General features: G+C 60.8%; 17 protein-coding genes. 11 read left to right on the forward strand and 6 right to left on the reverse strand.

From position 1 onward, the window contains the following. The coding region (locus CGA21_RS10760; protein WP_188264186.1) for a retention module-containing protein at nt 1-4,475 on the reverse strand (4,475 nt) is incomplete at its 3' end. Nucleotides 4,476-5,065: 590 nt separating this feature from the next. On the opposite strand from CGA21_RS10760, the gene CGA21_RS10765 reads away from it, so the two are divergent. The 3 genes from CGA21_RS10765 (at nt 5,066) to CGA21_RS10775 (ending at nt 10,101) form a co-directional block, all read left to right on the forward strand. Beyond that, on the forward strand, nt 5,066-6,433 hold the full coding sequence (locus CGA21_RS10765) for a TolC family outer membrane protein (protein ID WP_188264187.1): 1,368 nt from the start codon (nt 5,066-5,068) through the stop codon (nt 6,431-6,433). Between the two features lie 134 nt (nt 6,434-6,567). After that, nucleotides 6,568-8,727, forward strand: a complete 2,160-nt coding sequence (locus tag CGA21_RS10770; RefSeq protein WP_188264188.1) for a type I secretion system permease/ATPase — start codon at nt 6,568-6,570, stop codon at nt 8,725-8,727. 9 nt (nt 8,728-8,736) lie between these two features. Continuing rightward, nucleotides 8,737-10,101: an HlyD family type I secretion periplasmic adaptor subunit gene (locus tag CGA21_RS10775; protein WP_110752647.1), complete on the forward strand. Its 1,365-nt coding sequence runs from the start codon at nt 8,737-8,739 to the stop codon at nt 10,099-10,101. A gap of 115 nt (nt 10,102-10,216) precedes the next feature. Here CGA21_RS10775 and CGA21_RS10780 read toward each other — a convergent pair whose 3' ends face one another. Then, on the reverse strand, nt 10,217-10,810 hold the full coding sequence (locus CGA21_RS10780) for a tRNA-uridine aminocarboxypropyltransferase (protein ID WP_188264189.1): 594 nt from the start codon (nt 10,808-10,810) through the stop codon (nt 10,217-10,219). A gap of 5 nt (nt 10,811-10,815) precedes the next feature. After that, nucleotides 10,816-11,709 carry a LysR family transcriptional regulator gene (locus CGA21_RS10785; protein ID WP_007984914.1) on the reverse strand — a complete coding sequence of 298 codons (894 nt, stop codon included), beginning with the start codon at nt 11,707-11,709 and terminating at the stop codon, nt 10,816-10,818. 335 nt (nt 11,710-12,044) lie between these two features. Between CGA21_RS10785 and speB the strand changes: the two genes are divergently transcribed. From speB to CGA21_RS10815, 6 genes are all read left to right on the forward strand, one after another. Further along, nucleotides 12,045-12,995: an agmatinase gene (gene speB / locus CGA21_RS10790; protein WP_008060136.1), complete on the forward strand. Its 951-nt coding sequence runs from the start codon at nt 12,045-12,047 to the stop codon at nt 12,993-12,995. Between the two features lie 9 nt (nt 12,996-13,004). Continuing rightward, nucleotides 13,005-13,427 carry a YybH family protein gene (locus CGA21_RS10795; protein WP_188264190.1) on the forward strand — a complete coding sequence of 141 codons (423 nt, stop codon included), beginning with the start codon at nt 13,005-13,007 and terminating at the stop codon, nt 13,425-13,427. 55 nt (nt 13,428-13,482) lie between these two features. After that, nucleotides 13,483-14,994, forward strand: a complete 1,512-nt coding sequence (locus CGA21_RS10800; protein ID WP_110752639.1) for a purine-cytosine permease family protein — start codon at nt 13,483-13,485, stop codon at nt 14,992-14,994. 163 nt (nt 14,995-15,157) lie between these two features. Beyond that, on the forward strand, nt 15,158-16,537 hold the full coding sequence (locus tag CGA21_RS10805) for a sodium:solute symporter (protein WP_020795400.1): 1,380 nt from the start codon (nt 15,158-15,160) through the stop codon (nt 16,535-16,537). 86 nt (nt 16,538-16,623) lie between these two features. After that, a complete protein-coding gene (locus tag CGA21_RS10810) occupies nt 16,624-17,349 on the forward strand; it encodes an MBL fold metallo-hydrolase (protein ID WP_188264191.1) in 726 nt (241 codons plus the stop codon). 66 nt (nt 17,350-17,415) lie between these two features. Then, nucleotides 17,416-17,667, forward strand: coding sequence for an acyl carrier protein (locus tag CGA21_RS10815; RefSeq protein WP_110752635.1), 252 nt, complete (start codon nt 17,416-17,418; stop codon nt 17,665-17,667). Nucleotides 17,668-17,751: 84 nt separating this feature from the next. Here the strand turns inward: CGA21_RS10815 and CGA21_RS30130 are convergent, their stop codons facing one another. From CGA21_RS30130 to CGA21_RS10825, 3 genes are all read right to left on the reverse strand, one after another. Continuing rightward, nucleotides 17,752-17,880: a PA1414 family protein gene (locus CGA21_RS30130; protein WP_007914492.1), complete on the reverse strand. Its 129-nt coding sequence runs from the start codon at nt 17,878-17,880 to the stop codon at nt 17,752-17,754. Between the two features lie 185 nt (nt 17,881-18,065). Then, nucleotides 18,066-18,998: an EamA family transporter gene (locus CGA21_RS10820; RefSeq protein WP_188264192.1), complete on the reverse strand. Its 933-nt coding sequence runs from the start codon at nt 18,996-18,998 to the stop codon at nt 18,066-18,068. Nucleotides 18,999-19,031: 33 nt separating this feature from the next. Beyond that, a complete protein-coding gene (locus CGA21_RS10825; RefSeq protein ID WP_179056192.1) occupies nt 19,032-19,868 on the reverse strand; it encodes a S1 RNA-binding domain-containing protein in 837 nt (278 codons plus the stop codon). 349 nt (nt 19,869-20,217) lie between these two features. Between CGA21_RS10825 and CGA21_RS10830 the strand changes: the two genes are divergently transcribed. Both CGA21_RS10830 and CGA21_RS10835 read left to right on the forward strand, forming a co-directional pair. Then, entirely contained in the window at nt 20,218-20,406 is a 189-nt protein-coding gene (locus CGA21_RS10830) for a hypothetical protein (protein ID WP_020795406.1), read from the forward strand. Between the two features lie 202 nt (nt 20,407-20,608). Further along, the gene (locus CGA21_RS10835) at nt 20,609-21,331 is read left to right on the forward strand and encodes a TorF family putative porin (RefSeq protein ID WP_188264193.1); all 723 of its coding nucleotides are present in this window, start codon (nt 20,609-20,611) and stop codon (nt 21,329-21,331) included. The last annotated feature ends 12 nt before the right edge of the window (nt 21,332-21,343 follow it).

The following is a 21,343-nucleotide window of genomic DNA, read 5'->3' on the forward strand; positions in this document are numbered from 1 at the left end:
TTGCTGACCAGGCTGTAGGTGATGGCGCCGCTGCCGCCATGGACCGCACCGACCAGGGTGCCACTGGCGGTTTCGCCGGTGTCGCACGGCTGGTCCAGGGCTTTTTCGTACACGGTGACGTCCTGATCGCTGGCCGCCACCAGGCAGCTGTTGTGCACGTCGATGGTCACGGTGGTGGTGCTTTCGTCACCATCGCCATCGCGCAGGGTGTAGGTGAACACGTCACTCGCACCCGGGCCGCTGACCGAGTTGGGGTAGCTGTGGTACAGCGCATTACCCGCTGCGTCCAAAGTCAGGTAGCCGTAGGTGCCGTTGATCTGGCTGTTCAGACCGCCATGTACCGGGGTCGACGTGTCGTCGCCGGCACGTACGCCGACCACGCCGCCGCCGGCGAACTGGCCATCGGCGCCTACGTGGTCGTTCCACAACACATTGCCGCCGATGTAGCCGCCCTCTCCCACCGAGGTGGCATCGGCGATAGCGGTCGGCACGTCATCGACAATGTTGACCACGATGGTGCTGGTGGCGATGTTGCCCAAGGCGTCGGTGGCCTGGTAGGTAAAACTTTCGTGCAGGGTGTTGGCGCCATCGTTGGCCGCCGGTGTGGTGCTGGCCGGGCTGGCCAGGGTGTAGGTGTAGCTGCCGTCGGGGTGCAGCAGCAGTTGGCCGTAAGTGCCGATCGCATTGCTGACCAGGCTGTAGGTGATGGCGCCGCTGCCGCCATGGACCGCACCGACCAGGGTGCCACTGGCGGTTTCGCCGGTGTCGCACGGCTGGTCCAGGGCTTTTTCGTACACGGTGACGTCCTGATCGCTGGCTGCGACCAGGCAACTGTTGTGCACGTCGATGATGATGGTGGTGGTGCTTTCGTCACCGTCACCGTCACGCAAGGTGTAGGTGAACACGTCACTCGCACCCGGGCCGCTGACCGAGTTGGGGTAGCTGTGGTACAGCGCATTACCCGCTGCGTCCAAAGTCAGGTAGCCGTAGGTGCCGTTGATCTGGCTGTTCAGGCCCCCGTGTACCGGGGTCGAGGTGTCCGCGCCTGCACGCACGCCGACCACGCCGCCGCCGGCGAACTGGCTATCGGCGCCTACGTGGTCGTTCCACAACACATTGCCGCCGATGTAGCCGCCCTCTCCCACCGAGGTGTGGTCGATGTTAGCGGTGGGCACGTCATCGACGATGTTGATCACGATGGTGCTGGTGGCGACATTGCCCTGGGCATCTGTGGCCTGGTAGGTGAAGCTTTCGTGCAGGGTGTTGCCGCCGTCGTCGGCCTGCGGCATGGTGCTGGCCGGTGAGGTCAGGGTGTAGGTGTAGCTGCCGTCGGGGTGCAGCAACAGCTGGCCGTAGGTACCGATGGCATTGCTGAGCAGGCTGTAGGTGATGGCACCGCTGCCGCCGTGAACCGCGCCGACCAGGGTGCCGCTGGCGGTTTCGACCGGGCTGCTCGGCTGGCTGCCATTCACGTTGCCGGGGGCCAGGTCCTGGCCGTCCTGGTGCAGGTCCAGGGCTTTTTCGTAGACGGTCACGTCGTGGTCGCTGGTCGCCACAAAGCAATTGTTGTGTACGTCGATGGTGATGGTGGCGGTACTTTCGTCACCGTCACCGTCGCGCAGGGTATAGGTGAACACGTCACTCGCGCCCGGGCCACTCACCGAATTCGGGTAGCTGTGGTAAAGCGCGTTGCCCGCGGCATCCAGCGTCAGGTAACCGTAGGTGCCGTTGATCTGGGTGTTCAGGCCACCATGCACCGGGGTCGAGGTGTCGTCGCCGGCACGCACGCCGACCACGCCGCCGCCGGCGAACTGGCCATCGGCACCCGCGTTGTCATTCCACAGCACATTACCGCCGATGTAGCCGCCTTCTCCCACCGAGGCTATATCGGGAGTAGCGGTCGGCACGTCATCGACGATATTGATCACAATGGTGCTGGTCGCGACATTGCCCTGGCTGTCGGTGACCTGGTAGGTGAAGCTCTCGTGCAGGGTATTGGCACCGTCGTTGACCTGCGGCATGGTGCTGGCCGGTGAGGTCAGGGTGTAGGTGTAACTGCCGTCGGAGTGCAGCTGCAGTTGGCCGTAGGTGCCGATGGCGTTGCTGAGCAGGCTGTAGGTGATGGCGCCACTGGCGCCATGGACCGAGCCGACCAGGGTGCCGCTGGCGGTTTCACCGGCGCTACTCGGCTGGCTGCCATTCACGCTGCCGGGGGCCAGGTCCTGGCCGTCCTGGTGCAGGTCCAGGGCTTTTTCGTACACGGTGACGTCATGATCGCTGGCCGCGACCAGGCAGCTGTTGTGCACGTCGATGGTCACGGTGGTGGTGCTTTCGTCACCGTCGGCGTCGCGCAGGGTGTAGGTGAACACGTCGCTCGCACCCGGGCCGCTGACCGAGTTCGGGTAGCTGTGGTACACGGCGTTGCCCGCGGCATCCAGCGTCAGGTAGCCGTAGGTGCCGTTGATCTGGCTGTTCAGGCCGCCATGCACCGGGGTCGAGGTGTCATTGCCGGCACGCACGCCGACCACGCCGCCGCCGGAGCCATCGGCACCGCCGACGTCGTTCGACAGTACGTTGCCGGTGACGGTGCCGCCCTCGACCACCGAGGTCGCATCGGGGTTGGCGGTCGGCAGGTCGTCGACGATCTTGACGTTGATTTCCCCACGCGCCTCGCTGCCGTCGGCATCGATGGCGATGACTTCGAAGTTCTCGGTGATGCTGTTCGCACCGTCGGCGTTGGGGTGGGTGTCGGTGTAGTTCAGGGTGTAGCTGTAGCTCACCACGCCGGTGGCCGGGTCAAAGCCGGTGACGGTCAGGGTGCTGCCCAACCCGGTAGTGCCGGAGATCGGCAACGGCTGCACCACGCCACCGCTGATGATCGAGACACCGGAAATGCTCAGGCTCTGCAGGCCGTCCGGGGCGTTGACGGTGAAGGTCCCGTGCTGGGTCAGCGCCGGGGCATCAGGGTCGCTGCCGTACATGAGGTTTTTTTCGTAGACGGTCAGTTCGCCGCCTGCGACGTCCAGGCCGCCGAGGGTCACCCCGTCATCGTTGTTGTGCACGTTCAGCACCAGCTGGGCGGTGCTGCTGTCGCCGTCGGCATCGGTCAGGATGTAGGTGAAGGTTTCGGTGCCATTGCCGCCCGCGTGCAAGGCCTTGAAGTCGGCATCGCCGGGATTGAGGGTGTAGGTGTAGGTGCCATTGGCGTTGAGCACCAGGGTGCCGTAGGTGCCGACGAACGTGCCGGGGGTGATTGGGCCGCTGTTGGGTCCGATCGCTACCCGGTCGGCACCTTGCACGTCATTGCCCAGGACGCTGCCTTCGAGGCTGAGCCGGGTTTCCGAGGCGGTGTCGGGGTTGTTGTCATCCTTCGCCTTGGGCATGTCGTCGACGATGGTGACGTCCAGGGAACCGGTGGCGGTGTCGCCATTGCTGTCACCGGCAATCACGGTGAAGTGTTCGCTGAGTTGAGTGCCGTCGCCGCTCGAATGGTTTTCGTTGTCGTTGAGGGTGTAGCTGTAACTCACGACGCCTGTGGTTGGGTTGTACCCGGTGATGGTCAGGGTGCTGCCCAGCGGCGTGGTGATCGACTGCGGAAAACCGTTGGCTACGCCAGCGCTGATCACGGCGATGCCACCGATGCTCAGGCTGGTCAGCCCGTCAGGCGCCGTGACGGTGAAGGTGCCGTTCTGGGTCAGTGCGGCGGGATTGCTGGCGGAACCGTCGGGCAGGTTGGCTTCGTTGACGGTCAGTTCACCACCCTCCACTGACAGACCATCGAGACTGACCGGATGGTTCACCGGTGGCGTGATGACCGGGGGCAAGACTTCAGGTGGCGTGACGACAGGTGGCGTGACATCCGGTGGTATGACGGCTGGTGGCGTGACGTCCGACGGTGGGGCTTCGGGCAGTGTGACCACCGGCGGCCTGATCAGCGGCGCAGGCTCAGCGTTGTCGGGGTTGTTATCGCCGTCGTGCCGCGCAAGCGGGAACTCTGGAATGCCATTGAACCCGGCGGTGGGGAAGCCAATGGTCGGTTCGACCCTCCCCCCGACTTCCTCGAGCATGACGAAACTGTGGCCCCCACCCTGTGCTCCATCGGCAGGTTCGGTCGACCCCGGACCGGCCGCGGTCGCTTCGGCGGTCTGGGTTGGGTCGTCGCCTGCGGCGATGGCTTTTTGCAATTGCTCGACATCGGTCAACTGTGCCTGGCTCGGGGTCGTCGCTTCATCCGTCACCACATGGGGCGACGACTGAGCCAGCAACTGGGCGGTCATTTGCAGGCTACTGCCGCGACCCAGCGTCAGTTCCTGGCCATTTTGCAGATGCACCGCCACCGCGCCTTCGGCCCCGGTCACCAGCTGATCGCCGGCAAACAACCGGTCCCCTTCGATCAACACTCGACGGGTGCCGTCACCCGCCACCGCGAAGACCTGACCGATAACCTTGCTGACGATACCGATGAGCGTAGCCATGTGCATTCCCTCCGCTGCCAACGCTTTGTCGGCACCTGTCTGAATGCGGAGATGCACATGGGCTCAAGCGGGATAGCGGATAGATCGTCTGCCAGTCAATACGGACTACCTGAAGTAACCGTTGCCCTGGCGTCGATCTCGTCCAGCGTTTTGCTTGCGGCCGGTGTCCATGACCCGGATAAGACCTTTGCAATCAATGGCATTGGGCTACCTGTCGAGAACAACGTCATCCGCCAGCTTTGCGTAACAGTCCTGAACCACCCAAGTGACAAAAAACCGTCACCTCAGTCTGCGCCGCATCCCTCCCCTCCAGCACTTCTCCGCTCTTTGTCGATAAGTGGATTTGAACTTTTTTCAAATCCTGATGTGCGCCACAAAGCGCATAAATCAAGGCTTTCACAGTGAACAATGTGCTGGATTTTGCAGAGTACATAAGTTTTTTTTGGCATAAGCGTTATGAGAAATACTTCTTAGCTCTTCCTGAAAATGTTCTTAGCTCTTGTGTTACAAGCTTGAAACGGTTTTGCCTATAAATTTCGTCAAATAATTGGCGACTGATAAAGCACCATTAGGATTCAGGGAGATGCACGATGCGCCTTTTAAGCCCCCTCTACAGCGCAGTTTTGCTGGCAATTGCCTGCAGCTCCCAAGCGCATGCAATGTCACTGACGGAAGCGATCCAGAGCACTATCGTCACCCACCCGGAGCTTGCATCGCGGGTGGACAGCCGTCTGTCGGCTGATGAAGATGTGAAGGTCGCCAAGGGGGGCTTTTATCCATCGGTGGACCTGAATGCGGCATACGGGCGCGGGTACAGCGACAACACCAACACCCGCAACGATCAAGCGTTTGGCAATCACCACACCGAGATCCTCAATTACACCCAATCAGAACTGCGCCTTCGTCAGATGCTCTTCGATGGGTTCAACACCGCCAACGAAGTCGAGCGGACCAAGGGCGTGGTCAACTCCCGGGCGTACTACGCCCAAGGCACCGCCCAGGACCTGGCCCTGCGCACCGCCGAGGTTTACCTCGAAGTGCTCAAGCGCCGTGAACTGGTGACCCTGGCCAGGAACAACCTGCAAGCGCACCTTCGAGTCAACGACCAGATCGGCATGCGCACCCAGCGGGGGATCGGCAGCAACGCCGACGCCGACCAATCCACTGCCCGTCGGGCACTGGCGGAAAACAACCTCGACACCGCCGAAGTCGATTTGGCCGATGCCGAGTCGAACTTCGCCGCCGTCGTCGGGCGCCTGCCCGATGAACTGGAAGCCCCGCCGTCGATCCGCGGTGAGGTGCCAGCCTCCCTGCCAGATGCCCAGCAAAGCATGGTGGAGAACAACCCCTACCTGAAATCCGCCCAGGCCGACGTGCAATCAGCCGAGAGCCAGTACGAAGTCGCCAAGTCGCCGTTCTACCCGCGCTTCGACGCCGAAGCCGCGGTGGGCGCGAACAACAACATCGCGGGCGAAGAAGGCCATGACAACGAGTGGCGGGTCGGGGTGGTGATGAACTACAACCTGTTCCGCGGCGGCAGTGACAAGGCGCGCCTGCAGTCCGATGCCCACAAGATCAATCAGGCGATGGACATTCGCAACAACGCCCTGCGCCAGCTCAACGAAAACATCCACCTGGCCTGGAACGCGATGGTCAACGCCAAGAAGCAAACCCCGACCGCCCGCGAATATGCCGAAACCAGCCGACGCGTACGCGTGGCGTATCAGGATCAGTTCGGCCTCGGCCAACGGACCCTGCTCGACCTGCTGGACAGCGAAAACGAGCTTTACAACGCCAATCGCCGCTACACCGAAGTACGCTACATCGAGGAGTTTTCGATGTACCGGGTGCTGGCGAACATGGGTCAGTTGCTGAGCAAGCAACGCGTGGTGCTGCCCGCCGATGCAATCGCCCAGGCCGAAGTGAAAAGCGAAGCTCGCCTGCCTGAACTCAAATAACCCCCTGTAGGAGCTGCCGCGGGCTGCGATCTTTTGATCTTTTCTTTCTTGAAATCAAAGTCAAAAGATCGCAGCCTGCGGCAGCTCCTACGGGCTGATGTGCAGGTATCTATGCAATTACCGGAGCGATCAATGTGACCAGCATGGAAACCGCCAACACCGGTGTCGATCCACGCCTGAGCTTCGATGACCCGCTTCTTGACGGTCTGTTGATCCTCTGCAAACTCCACGGCGCGACGGTCAGTCGCGCCAGCCTGAGTGCCGGGCTGCCTATGGCACACCAACGCCTGAGCCTGGACCTGCTGCCCCGCGCAGCGGCCCGGGCCGGATTGCAGGCGCGCCTGTTGCGCCGCGACCTCAAAGACATCTCTGCACTTAACCTGCCAGTGCTGCTGTTTCTCAACAACGGTCGTACCACCGTGCTGCGCCGCTTTGGCGAGGATGGCCGGGTCCTGGTTTTGCCCAGCGAAGCCGATGGCGGCGAACAATGGACCACTACGCAAGAGCTTGCCGGGCATTACAGTGGCCAGGCGCTGTTCGCCCGGCCACGGCATGAACTCGAAGACCTTCGTTCACCGCTGGTGCCACGGGTAGAGGCGTGGTTTCGCGACACCCTGAAGCTGTCGAAATGGTTGTACAGCGATGCGATCCTGGCGAGCTTCCTGATCAACCTGCTGGGGCTGATGGTGCCGCTGTTCGTGATGCAGACCTACGACCGCGTGGTGCCGAACCAGGCCACCTCGACCCTGTGGGTGTTGTCCATCGGCCTGCTGATCGGCACCGGTTTCGAACTGGTGCTACGGGTGGTGCGCGCGCATCTACTGGACACCGCCGGCAAGAAGACCGACGTGATTCTCTCGGCGACCCTGTTCGAACGCATCACGGGCATGGCGATGAAAGCCAAGCCAGCGACTATTGGTGGTTTTGCCCAGAGCATTCACGATTTCCAGGGTCTGCGCGAGTTCCTCACCGCCGTCACCCTCACCAGCCTGATCGACCTGCCCTTCGCACTGCTGATGCTGGTGGTGATCGGCCTGCTGGGTGGCTGGCTGGTGGTGATTCCACTGCTGGCGTTTCCGATCACGATCATTTTCGCCATGATCATTCAGGCGCGCTTGCGTGACACCGTGCAGCGAAGCCTGGCCCTGGGCGCCGAACGCCAAGCCCTGCTGATCGAAACCCTGGGCGGCCTGGAAACCCTCAAGGCCTGCAGCGCCGAAAGCGAACGCCAGCACAAATGGGAAAGCACCCACGGCGCCCTCACCCGCCTCGACAGCCACGCGCGCAACCTCTCGGCGCTGGCCACCAATGGCACGCTGTTCATCCAACAGTTTTCCGGCATGGCCACCATCGTCGCCGGGGTCTACAGCATCATCGCCGGCAACCTCAGCGTCGGTGCGTTGGTAGCGACCTACATGCTCGGCAGTCGCGTCCTGGCGCCGCTGGGGCAAATCGCCGGCCTGATCACCCGCTACCAGCAAGCGCAACTGACCATGAAAAGCACCGACGCGCTGATGTCCCTGCCCCAGGAGCGCGATGCCAAACAACGGCCGTTGGAGCGCACGCAACTGCAAGGCGCCCTGGATGTGGTCGGCGTGACCTTCCACTACAACGGCCAGAACGCCCCGGCGCTGGCCAATGTCAGTTTCAGCGTGAAACCCGGCGAACGGATTGGCATCATCGGTCGCAGCGGCTCCGGCAAAAGCACCCTGGCGCGCCTGGTGATGGGATTCTACGAACCGGCGCAAGGCCAATTGCTGCTCGATGGCCTGGACCTGCGCCAGCTGGACGTCGCCGACCTGCGCCATCAGATCGGTTACGTCGCCCATGACCTGCCGTTGCTGGCCGGCAGCCTGCGTGACAACCTGACCCTGGGCGCGCGCTACATCAGTGACGCACGAATGCTCGAAGTGGCCGAACTGACCGGCGTCACCGAACTCGCCCGGCAACATCCGCAAGGCTTCGACCGCCCGGTCGGCGAGCGTGGGCAGTTGCTGTCCGGTGGTCAACGCCAGGCAGTATTGCTGGCCCGCGCTTTATTGCTCGACCCACCGATCATGCTGCTCGACGAGCCCACCAGTGCCATGGACAACAGCAGCGAAGACGCCTTGCGGCAAAAACTCCACGCCTGGGTCCAGGGCAAGACCCTGCTGCTGGTGACCCATCGCACCTCGATGCTCAGCCTGGTCGATCGCTTGGTGGTACTGGACAACGGGAGGATCGTCGCCGACGGCCCGAAAGAAGCGGTCATCGATGCATTGCGCAAGGGCCGAGTCGGCTCTGCGGCCGTCTAGGAGTCGCCTATGTCTGCTTCATCGAATGCTTCGAAAGCACGTGGCTACTTTGACAGCTTCGGCAAAAGTGCCGAAGCCGAGTACATGCCGGAAACGGCTGGCGCCGCTCTGCAGGACTCCCCACGCTGGTCGCGGATCACCGTGTGGCTCGCCGCCGCATTGCTGATCAGCGCCTTGGTCTGGGCCAAGTTCGCGGTACTGCAGGAAGTCACCATGGGCGAAGGCAAGGCGATTCCGTCGAGCAAGGTCCAGGTGATCCAGAACCTTGAGGGCGGCATCGTCACCGAGATCTTCGTGCGTGAAGGGCAAATGGTGAACAAGGGCGATACCCTGCTACGCCTGGATGACACGCGCTACCTGTCGAACAAGGGCGAAAGCGAGGTCGATCGTTACGCGCTGACCGCTCAGGTCGAACGCCTGTCGGCGGAAGCCGAAGGACGGCCATTCAAGCTGTCGGAAGAGGTGATCGCCAAGGCGCCGCAAGTCGCCGAAGACGAACGCTCGCTGTACGAACAGCGCCAACGCCGACTGGCCAGCGAACAGCGCACCCTGACCGAACAACTGCGGCAAAAAACCCAGGAACTGGCGGAGTTTCGTTCCAAAGCCGGGCAGTACGGCTCCAGCCTGGCGTTGGTCAACCAGGAGATGGCGATGTCCGAGCCCCTGGTCAAGACCGGCGCCGTGTCGCCGGTGGAGATCCTGCGACTCAAGCGCAGCGCGGTGGAAATCCGCGGCTCACTGAACGCCACTACCCTGGCCATTCCCCGGGCGGAATCGGCCATTGCCGAGATCCGCAGCAAGATCGACGAGTCCGAACAGTCGTTCCGCTCGGATGCAGCGAAAGAGCTCAATGAAAAACGTACCGACCTGTCGAAAATCACGGCCTCGAGCATTGCCATCGACGACCGCGTGACCCGCACTACCGTGGCCTCGCCGGTCAAGGGCATTATCAAGCTGTTGAAGGTCAACACCATCGGCGGTGTGGTCCAGCCGGGCAGTGACATGGTGGAAATCGTACCGCTGGAAGACAACCTGCTGATCGAGGCCAAGGTTCGGCCACAGGACGTGGCGTTCCTGCATCCGGGCCAGAAAGCCATGGTCAAGTTCAGTGCCTACGACTACACGATCTACGGTGGCCTGAGTGCCAAGCTGGAATTGATCGGCGCCGACACCATCACCGACGACAAGGGCAACAGCTTTTACCTGATCCAGGTGCGCACCGATAAAAACCACCTTGGCGGGGACGCGAAACCCTTGCTGATCATTCCGGGGATGGTGGCGACGGTGGATATCATTACCGGGGAAAAGACGGTGCTGGACTACCTGCTTAAACCAGTACTGAAAGCACGGACCGAGGCGATGCGCGAGCGCTAACCACCGATCGTTCCCACGCTCTGCGTGGTAATGCAGCCCGGGACGCTCCGCGTCCCATTTACAAGCGTGACGCAGAGCGTCACAGGATGAATTCCCACGCAGAGCGTGGGAACTATCAGTGAGTGTGATTGCGTAGGAAAGTCTCCTCCCCCATCGCCGCAATCTGCCCCTCGATCAGTGCTTCAAACGGCTTGAGCAACGGCGCAAACGAGGTCGGCGCCTCTAGAGCTTCCAGCGCCTGCACAATCGCCTCCACTGTCGACAACGCGCCGGGCCCTGGCGCCTTGCGCAGTCGATAGCGGGACACGCCACCCTCGGCCAGGGTTACCCTGGGCAGCGCCGCCAGCAACGGGTTCAAGTGCAACATCTTGCGCGCCTTGCGCCAGGTTCCGTCCGGGACCACCAGCAACAGCGGCTTGTCGGATGCGGTATACGCCTGCATCGGTTGCGCCTCCTCGCCAGGAAACAACAACCGCGCCTGATAGCCCGGCTGACTTAATAACCTTGGCAAATCCTCGAACACCTCACCGACGATCAGCTCGGCGTTCTTCAACCCCAATGCCGCCAACCGCGCGGTGTTCAGCGCATGGTTCACTTCGCTCGGGTGTTGCAACAGCAACACCCGAGTGCGGCTGTCGAGGCTGGGGATCAGCGGGCACAGGCAATGGCTCTGAGGACGCAGGCAGCGGGGGCATTGAATTCTCGGCATCTTCTTCACGCCTGGTTGAGTTGTGCTTTGAGCAAATCGCGAAAGGTCTGGATCAACGGCTCGCGACTACGCCCCCGGCGCACGATCATCGAGAACGGAGCCTGATAACCGAAGGTCGCCGGCAACAACACACGCAGGTCGCCCTTGTCGGCCCACGCCTGGGCATAGTGTTCCGGCAAGTAACCGATGTAGGCGCCGGACAGCACCAGGATCAGCTGCGCCTCCATACTCTCCACGGTCGCGGCGCTGTGCTTGAAGCCGTGACGGGCCAGTTCGGCCTGACTCCAGTAGCCTCGGCCGACCATGCGTTGTTGGGTGATGACTTGCTCGGGAATGCGCCGTTCATTGAACAACGGGTGCCGCGTGCTGCAATACAACCAGTGCTGCTCTCGGTACAGGGGCATGTACACCAGACCGCTCATGCGCGTGGAAAACGCGCCGATGGCCAGGTCGAGGCGGTTGTCCTGCACACCCAGTTGCAGTTCATAGGGGCTCATCACCGACAGGTGCAAGTGCACCGCCGGGTGCTCCTGGCTGTAGGCGCCAATGGCTTCGGCGAACGGCAAGGCCTTGTCGCTGACCGTGGAGTCGATCACTCCCAGGTTCAGCGTACCGCGCAATTCGCCTTTGAGCGCGGCGGCATATTGCTCGAAACCTTCGAGTTCGCCCAATAGACGCAAGGTTTCCTGATGAAACAGCTCACCCTTGCTGGTCAGGCTGAACCCGCCACGGCCGCGATGGCACAACACCAGCCCCAAGGCGGATTCGAGCTGGCTCATGTAGGTGCTGATGGCCGATGTCGAAAGGTTGAGCTCTTGCTGGGCGTTGGCGAAGCCCTGATGGCGGACCACGCTGACGAAAATGCGCAAAAGTTTCAGGTCGGGTAAAGCGTTGGCCATGGGGGCTCCGATTACAAAATAGCGCGTGATGCTCATGGCGATGGAGATCAACTGTGGGAGCGGGCTTGCTCGCGAAGGCGGTGTATCAGGCAACATTGATATCGACTGACACGACGCCTTCGCGAGCAAGCCCGCTCCCACATGGGTTGCGGCGTTCAACCTGTGAAGTCTATCTCTCCCACTTCCATTAGTTTAGAAAAATCTGAACTAAGTATTTGCCCGTAGCGATTCTTCCCGGCCACTACATTTCGCAGAATCGCTGCCACAAGGTTCGCCCGTGCCCTCCGTGAACGGCGAAACCCAATAAATAAAACAACGACGATGAGGCCCTACCTGTGGACAAGATTCTTCACCAACCACTGGGCGGCAACGAAATGCCGCGCTTCGGCGGCATCGCCACCATGATGCGACTCCCCCACGTACCGACCGCTGCAGGTCTGGACGCCGCTTTTGTCGGCGTGCCGCTGGACATCGGTACTTCCCTGCGCCCTGGCACCCGCTTCGGGCCTCGCGAAATTCGCGCTGAATCGGTCATGATTCGCCCGTACAACATGGCCACTGGCGCTGCGCCTTTCGATTCGCTGTCGGTTGCCGATATCGGCGACGTGGCGATCAACACCTTCAACCTGCTGGATGCCGTACGGATCATCGAAGAATCCTACGACAACATCCTCGAACACGATGTGATCCCCCTGACGCTGGGAGGCGACCACACCATCACCCTGCCGATCCTGCGTGCCATCCATAAAAAGCACGGCAAGGTCGGCCTGGTGCACATCGACGCCCATGCCGATGTGAACGATCACATGTTCGGCGAGAAAATCGCCCACGGCACCACGTTCCGTCGCGCCGTCGAAGAAGGCCTGATCGACCCGGACCGTGTGGTCCAGATCGGCCTGCGCGCTCAGGGCTACACCGCTGACGATTTCAACTGGAGCCGCAACCAGGGCTTCCGCGTGGTTCAGGCCGAAGAGTGCTGGCACAAATCCCTGGCACCATTGATGGCCGAAGTGCGCGAGAAAGTCGGCGGCGGTCCGGTGTACCTGAGCTTCGACATCGACGGTATCGACCCGGCCTGGGCACCTGGCACCGGCACCCCGGAAATCGGTGGCCTGACGACCATTCAGGCAATCGAGATCGTTCGTGGCTGCCAAGGCCTGGACCTGGTCGGTTGCGATCTGGTAGAAGTCTCGCCCGCTTACGACACCACCGGTAACACCTCGCTGCTGGCCGCCAACCTGCTGTACGAAATGCTCTGCGTACTGCCTGGCGTGGTCCATCGCTGAGGATCGGTCATGAATGAACGCGATCAGGTCTTGAAAGCGGCTGCCAATCTGGTATCCGCCTTCGCCCGCAATGATCGCGAAGCCTACTTCGGCGCGTTCAGCGCCGATGCCAGCTTCGTCTTCTACACCCTCGAGCAGCCCTTGCTGTCGCGCGATGCCTACCAGGGATTGTGGGACAGCTGGCGCGCCGAGGACGGCTTCGAGGTGCTCTCGTGCACCTCGAGCAACGCTTTTGTCAGCCTGCAGGGTGATGTGGCGATTTTCATCCATGACGTGGCCACCGAGCTGCGCATGCAAGGGGAGCAGCACTTTAGCCAGGAGCGCGAGACGATTGTTTTCAGGAAACAAGCGTCTGGCCAAGAACAACAAGGCCTATGGCTGGCCTGCCACGAACATTTGTCCGCGATGCCGGAAGGGCTGCCATCCCCTTAGCCAACACAGGTGACGCTCACGCACGATGAGCGCGCCTTTATGATCGGAGCAGATCATGAATAACAACAACAACGACCAAAGCCTTACGCAAATTGAAACCCACGGGGTCGAACAGATCCCGGACAACGAACGCACCGCAGGCCCGACGGATTTGTTCCGGATGATCTTCGGGGGTTCCAACACCTTTGCCACCGCCGTACTTGGCAGCTTCCCGGTGCTGTTTGGCCTGTCCTTTCAGGCGGGCGTGCTGGCGATTGTGCTGGGCGTGTTGCTGGGTTCGCTGATCCTCGCGCCGATGGGCCTGTTCGGCCCGATCAACGGGACCAACAACGCCGTGTCTTCCGGTGCGCACTTCGGCGTGCACGGGCGGATCGTCGGTTCGTTCCTGTCGCTGTTGACCGCCATCGCGTTCTTCTCGCTGTCGGTGTGGAGTTCGGGTGATGCACTGATCGGTGGCGCCAAACGCCTGATCGGCCTGCCGGAAACCGACCTGACCCTGGGCCTGGCCTACGGCCTGTTCGCAATCCTGGTGCTGACCGTTTGCATCTATGGTTTCCGTTTCCTGCTGTGGGTCAACAAGATCGCCGTGTGGAGTGCCAGCCTGTTGTTCCTGCTGGGCGTCTTCGCTTTCGCCGGTCCCTTCGATGTGAACTACGCCGGCACCGTGAACATGGGACAACCGGGTTTCTGGGCGGCGTTTATCGGCGCCGCGCTGGTGGCCATGAGCAACCCGATCTCCTTCGGGGCGTTCCTGGGCGACTGGTCGCGCTACATTCCGCGTGAGACCTCCAAGCGCCGGATCATGGCAGCGGTAGTGATGTCGCAGATCGCGACCTTCATCCCGTTCCTGTTCGGCCTGACCACCGCCACCATCGTAGCGATCAAGGCACCAGACTATATCGCGGCCAACAACTATGTCGGCGGCTTGCTGGCGGTATCGCCGAGCTGGTTCTTCCTGCCGGTCTGCCTGATTGCGGTGATCGGCGGCATGTCCACGGGTACGACTTCGCTGTACGGCACTGGCCTGGACATGTCCAGCGTGTTCCCCCGGGTACTGTCGCGGGTCAAGGCCACGCTGCTGATCGGTGTGATGTCGATTGCCTTCATCTTCATCGGTCGCTTCGCGGCGAACCTGGTGCAGAGCGTCTCGACCTTCGCCGTGCTGATCATCACCTGCACCACCCCGTGGATGGTGATCATGATCATCGGCCTGCTGGTGCGTCGCGGCTTCTACTGCCCGGATGACCTGCAGGTGTTTACCCGCGGCGAAAAAGGTGGCCGCTACTGGTTCACCCACGGCTGGAACTGGCGTGGCCTGGGTGCCTGGATCCCGAGCGCGGCTGTCGGCCTGTGCTTCGTGAACCTGCCGGGGCAATTCGTCGGACCGCTGGGCGAAATGGCTGGCGGTATCGACATCAGCCTGCCGGTCACCCTGGGCCTGGCCTCGCTGGTGTACCTGGCGCTGCTGAGCCTGTTCCCGGAATCGAGCGCGGTGTTCGGACCCAATGATTCACGCAGCAAGAGCACAAGCATTACGACAAAACCTGATCTGCGTCAGCCGGCCTGACGCAGATCCACCTGTGGGAGCGGGCTTGCTCGCGAAGACGGCGGCACATTCAACCCTGATGTGACTGACAGACCGTATTCGCGAGCAGGCTCGCTCCCACAGAAAGCAGCCCCACAGAAACGCTTTTGTTTCACATAAAAAAGACAATCGGAGACACGCCACAATGGCTTTGGATTTATTCGTCGTACTCATCTACGCCGCCGCGATGCTGATACTCGGCTATTACGGCATGCGCAAGGCCAAGACCCACGAAGACTACCTGGTTGCCGGTCGTAACCTCGGCCCGAGCCTGTACATGGGCACCATGGCCGCCACCGTCCTCGGCGGCGCGTCCACAGTTGGCACCGTGCGTTTGGGCTACGTACATGGCATCTCTGGCTTCTGGCTCTGCGCTGCACTGGGTTGCGGGATCATCGCGCTGAACCTGTTCCTTGCCAAACCTTTGCTGAAACTCAAAGTGTTCACCGTCACCCAAGTGCTGGAGAAACGCTATAACCCAATGGCCCGTACCGCCAGCGCGACCATCATGCTGGCCTATGCCCTGATGATCGGCGTGACTTCGATCCTGGCCATCGGCACGGTGCTGCAGGTGTTGTTCGACCTGCCATTCTGGATATCCGTGCTGCTGGGTGGTGGCATCGTCGTGATCTACTCGACCATTGGCGGCATGTGGTCGCTGACCCTGACCGACATCGTACAGTTCGGCATCCAGACCGTCGGCTTGATGTTCCTGCTGCTGCCGATCTGCCTGTACCGTGTCGGTGGCTGGGATCAACTGGTCGCGCAACTGCCGGCCGCCAGCTTCAGCTTCACCAGCATTGGCTGGGACACCATCATCACTTATTTCATGATCTACTTCTTCGGCATCCTGATCGGCCAGGACATCTGGCAACGGGTGTTCACCGCTCGCAGCGAAAAAGTAGCGAAGTATGCCGGCACTTCGGCCGGTATCTACTGCGTCATCTACGGTCTGGTGTGCGCACTGATCGGTATGGCCGCACACGTTTTGATCCCGGACCTGGATAATGTCAACAACGCCTTTGCCGCTATCGTCAAAGTCTCGCTGCCGGACGGCATCCGTGGCCTGGTGATCGCCGCAGCCCTGGCAGCCATGATGTCCACCGCCAGCGCCGGCCTGCTTGCCGCATCCACCACCCTGACCGAAGACCTGCTGCCGAAACTGCGTGGTGGCAAACAGTCGAACGTCACCATCAACCGCCTGTTCACCCTGTTGACCGGAATTGTAGTGCTGGGTATCGCCCTGGTCGTGAATGACGTCATCAGCGCCCTGACCCTGGCCTATAACCTGCTGGTAGGCGGCATGCTGATCCCACTAATGGGGGCAATTTTCTGGAAACGCGCCACCACGGCAGGGGCAATCACCGCCATGGCACTAGGGTTTATCACCGCCCTGGTCTTCATGTTCAAGGACGGAATGGATGCCAACACGCCAATCTACTACAGCCTCGGTGTCAGCCTGGTGAGCTTCGTGGTGGTCAGCCTGTTGTCCCCTCGCCCGGCGATGCAGGCAAGCGCCGCCTAAGCTGACATATAACGACTTGATGCTTTCTTCGACGAGTGTGGCGTCGGTTGCCACACTCGTTTTTTTTCGCCTGAAGGAAACCGCCCATGAAGATCGTCAGCCGCGATCAGTGGTTCGAAGTCAAACAGCTCAGTGATGGCATCCGCCTGATTCACGAGCCTTACATCCGCCCTTTCTATCGCTGCAACCTTTGGCACATTCAAGGCCGCGACAAAGACCTGTTGCTCGACAGCGGCTCGGGGCTGGTCAGCCTGCGCGAACAACTGCCGTGGATTACCGAGCGGCCCTTGGTGGCAGTGGCCAGTCACTGCCATTTCGACCACATCGCCGGGCACCACGAATTCGCGCAGCGCCTGGTACACCCGGCCGAAGCGGATATCCTGGCCGCTCCGGACGGCGAAAATGACTTGAGCAAAGCCTTTGTCGGCGATGACATGTTCGAAGCGCACCCCGATTGCCCATTGTGCTACGCCGAATATCGGGTCAAGGCTGCACCGGCCACCGGGACAATCGACGAAGGCGACGTGCTCGACCTGGGCAACCGGGTGCTGCAAGTGCTGCATACGCCGGGGCACTCGCCGGGAGGCATCAGCCTGTACGAAGCGGCCACCGAGACCCTGTTCAGCGGCGACATCATCTACGACGGGCCGTTGATCGAAGACGCCTACCACTCCAACCTCGACGATTACGCCCGCAGTTTGCAGCGCTTGCGCGCCCTGCCGATCCGTACGGTACATGGCGGGCATTTCGGCAGTTTTTCCGGGGACCATCTGCGGCACATGATTGACCAGTGGCAGCGCTCACACGCCTGAAGCCTGCTGTACTCAACTTCAGGAACAACCCGCAGGGACAGTCACCACAATCGTGGAAGACCTGCCATGAAGAGAGCTGCCGTGCGCGCCGCTGTACATCACTTCATCAGCCGCCTGCTGGAAGGCCAGGATGACTTCGACGACAACGCCAGCCTGGCGCAGTTAGGATTGGATAGAGCGGATATCGAAGACTTGATCTTCCATCTCGAAGACGAACTTGGCTTGACGGCTTTTACCGCCGAGGAAGACCAGATGCTCAAGACCGCCAGGACGGCGAACGACTTGAGCCGGTTCTTGATGGAGATCGGGCGGCATTGACCTGGCCGATCTTCCTGCACGCATCACTGCGCATGGAGTAGCCAGCAGCAACCCTTGGCTGCTGCTGCAAAGACGGCGTCGCGATTACCGGCGACGCTGCTGGCGTCGGCGCTGTTCGTCGTCGGTGCGAATAGGCACAGGTTGCAGAGGCGGTTCGATCAAACCGAGTGCAACACCCAAGTCGTGCAGCCAGTTTTGAATTTTCTCTTTCATGATGCCCCCTTCAGGGTAGTGCCGGGCGACCGGAATTCTGTAGCCGCTTCGCACTGATAATAGTCCGAAGTGTCGAGCAATGCTCGCCGAACATGACAACGATCTGTTACTGAATGGGTCACAATCCGACGACCTGAGTTCATCCGGGCATATCACCGACCGCTGGCGGCCTGCATGGCAGCCGTTCAAGCCTGCCCAAGGACCCTGCGCAACCGGCGACGCACCCACTGTTCAGCGCTGACGAAGGTAATCCCCAGCAACACCAGCACGGCACCGATGACGAAGTTGAGGCTCAGCGCCTCCCCCAGCAGGACAACCCCGAACGTGACGCCAAACAAGGGCGTCATGAACGAAAAAACCGCGAGATTGGCCGCCAGATAACGGCGCAGCAACCAGAACCAGACCAGGTAGCTGAAGAACGACACCACGATGCCCTGGAACAAAACACTGGCTAGCGCGACACCGGTCAGGCTGACATGGGTGATCTGGCCGCTGAGCAATGCAATCAGCAGCAGGCCGACAAAACCGACGATCAACTGGTAAAACAACGTCAGGGTCACCGGCGCCTCCGACAGACGCGACGCGCGCACCACCACAGTGGTCGCCCCCCAGCAAGCCCCCGCCAGTACGCCCAAAGCATCGCCCAGCAACATGCGGCGATCGAGGTTATCCCAGGACAACCCTGCAGCAAACGCAATGCCGATCCCGACGAAGGCCAGGAAAATGCCCAGCCATTGCAGAGGCCGCAGACGCTCACTCGGCAGCAACCAGTGCACGCCCAACGCCGTGAAAATCGGCGCGGTGTAGAGGAACACCGACATGTGCGCCGCCGTGGTCAATTGCAGGCCTTCGGAAATGAACAGGAACTCCAGGCCAAACAAGGCCCCGGCCAACAGCCCGCCACGCCAGGTGGCGCCTACCTGATTCCAGCCGCCCTTCCAGCAGATCAACAACCCCACCAGCAGCGCGGACATACCCGAACGCCCCGCTGCCTGCATGACCGGCGCAATATCGGGCGCCGCCCACTTGATCATCACCTGCTGAATGCCCCAGACCAGGCACAACCCCACCATCACTTGCAGGGCAAATCCGTCGGCGCTGCGCCGGGTGGCGCTCACCCTGAAACCTCGACATCAAAGCACATGGGCGACTCAGCTCAATTCAATACGATCGGCATGAATCACGATCTGGCCGTTCTTGTACAACGCGCCGATAGCCTTTTTGAAGTTGCCCTTGCTGACGCCGAACATGCTGCTGATCAGGGTCGGATCGCTCTTGTCGCTGACTGCCAGGCTGCCGTTGTTCTCGCGCAACTTGGCGAGGATCTTGGCGTTCAGGCTACTGGCCGCTTCGACGCCTACCGGTTGCAGGCTCAGGCTGATCTTGCCGTCGCTGCGAACTTCCTTGATGAAGCCCTTCTCTTCCTTGCCAGCGCGCATGAACTTGAAGATTTCGTTCTTGTGAATCAAGCCCCAGTGCTTGTTGTTAATGATGGCCTTGAAACCCATGTCGGTGGCTTCGGCCACCAGCAAGTCAACTTCCTGGCCTGGGGTGTAGTTGGCGGGCGTCTTGTCCAGGTACCGATCCAGGCGCGCGGTCGCCGTAATGCGACGGGTATGCTTGTCGAGATAGACATGCACCACGGCGTATTCCCCGGCCGTCATCTGGCGCTTTTCTTCCGAATACGGCAGTAACAGGTCTTTGGGCAGCCCCCAATCCAGGAACACGCCAATGCTGTTGACTTCAACAACTTTCAAACTGGCGAATTCACCGACTTGAACTTTCGGCTTTTCAGTCGTAGCGATGAGTTTGTCATCGCTGTCCAGATAAACAAAAACGTTTAGCCAGTCTTCATCTTCGCTGGGAATATCTTTTGGAATATAACGATTAGGCAACAGGATTTCGCCATCCGCGCCACCGTCCAGATATAAACCGAAGTTAGTGTGTTTAACTACTTGCAAACTGTTGTAACGCCCAACTAAAGCCATGTCCAATACCCTCATTGCGTGGCGGCATTCTACCCGGTTTTAGCGGTCAGGATCGCCAGTCAGCCCGATGGCACCGGAAATTCCTTGCAAAGCCTTAATTTTTCCCGGCTTTGCCATTTTCTGGCCGCCGCTCGTCAGACCGGATCGACGATTTTCGTTGCCGCCCGCCCAAGGCGAAAACGCTATATTTTCATCAGGTTCATAGTTAAAACAGCGGCTTAGGGTGATATTTCATAATCCAACTTGCCTATTCTGGCACCCCCACTCAATGTGCCCCAGCGGATATTTGCCAAGCAAATAGACAGTTAATCCTGTACGATGCCTGGCCAAGTTAATTTTCTACAGGTTAATGGCCGCCATGCGCGTAAAAGCATCCAACAGCAAAGCAAAGCCAGCTCCAGCCGTCGAAACCAGCGAATCGATCAACAACCAGATCGCTGCGTTCCTCAAATCCGGTGGTGAAATCCAGCAAATTGCCAAAGGTGTCAGCGGCCAGTCGTTCGGCCCATCCAAGCAGATCACCTTGGGCAAGAAGTAATCCCCTGAGCTGCACCTGGTCCCTAAGCGCTTTGAGCTTCGAAGCGCTTGGACTGGAACCCTGCAACATTCTCGCTTGACCCTCCTTTCTTGTAAAAATCGACGAACGGCCTACGCGGCCCGCTATTCGTCGGTATCCTTGCACGCGTCTAGATCAAGCGTTTCAGCAGCCCCCAGCCTGTCCGCGGTTCATGGAGTGACGCATGCGCACACCCTCTTGTTTATCCTTGCTGCTCGGCGGCCTGCTGGCGTGCCAGGGGGTGCACGGGCAAATCTTTCAACGCGAGCTGGGGGATTTCGACCTCAAGCTCGGGAGCAGTCCCAGCCGCAGCATGGCCCAAGGCCTCGTCAAGCCATCGGCCATCGGCTCGTTCCATGGCGGCCTGGACCTGACCCATGACAGCGGTTTCTACGTTGGCCAATGGTCGCCGAGCATGGGCATCAGCCCGGGAAAAAACCTCGAAATCGACTCTTACGCGGGCTTCAAGCAACCCTTCGACCAGGTCCTCGGCTACGAAGTGGGCGTCATCCATTACAGCTACCCCGAAGTCGCGACCCTCGACAGCCAGGAAATCTTCGGTGGCCTGACCCTGCTGGGCAGCCGTTTCGGCGCCGCCTTGAGCAACGATCCAGACAAGCAGAACAGCACGCTGTTTGCCGACCTGCGCGGCAACCAGCCGTTCGGCATCGGCGTCAGCATGAAATACACCACCCATCAATTGAACACGCCGGTCGCCGTGGACGGTGGGTATGTCGGCAGCTTCACCGATTGGTCGGTAAAACTGTCCCGACCGTTCATGGGCATCGACCTCGATTTGATCTATAGCGATTCCAGCCTCAGCGGCAGCTATTGTTCAGCCTATACCGGGCAAAACAGCCAGTGCGACGCACTCCTCACCCTCAAGGCCGAACGCACCTTCTACTGATGGGCTGAACTG

The sequence above is a fragment of the Pseudomonas sp. PSB11 genome (genome assembly GCF_014596605.1).
Lineage (GTDB): Bacteria > Pseudomonadota > Gammaproteobacteria > Pseudomonadales > Pseudomonadaceae > Aquipseudomonas > Aquipseudomonas umsongensis.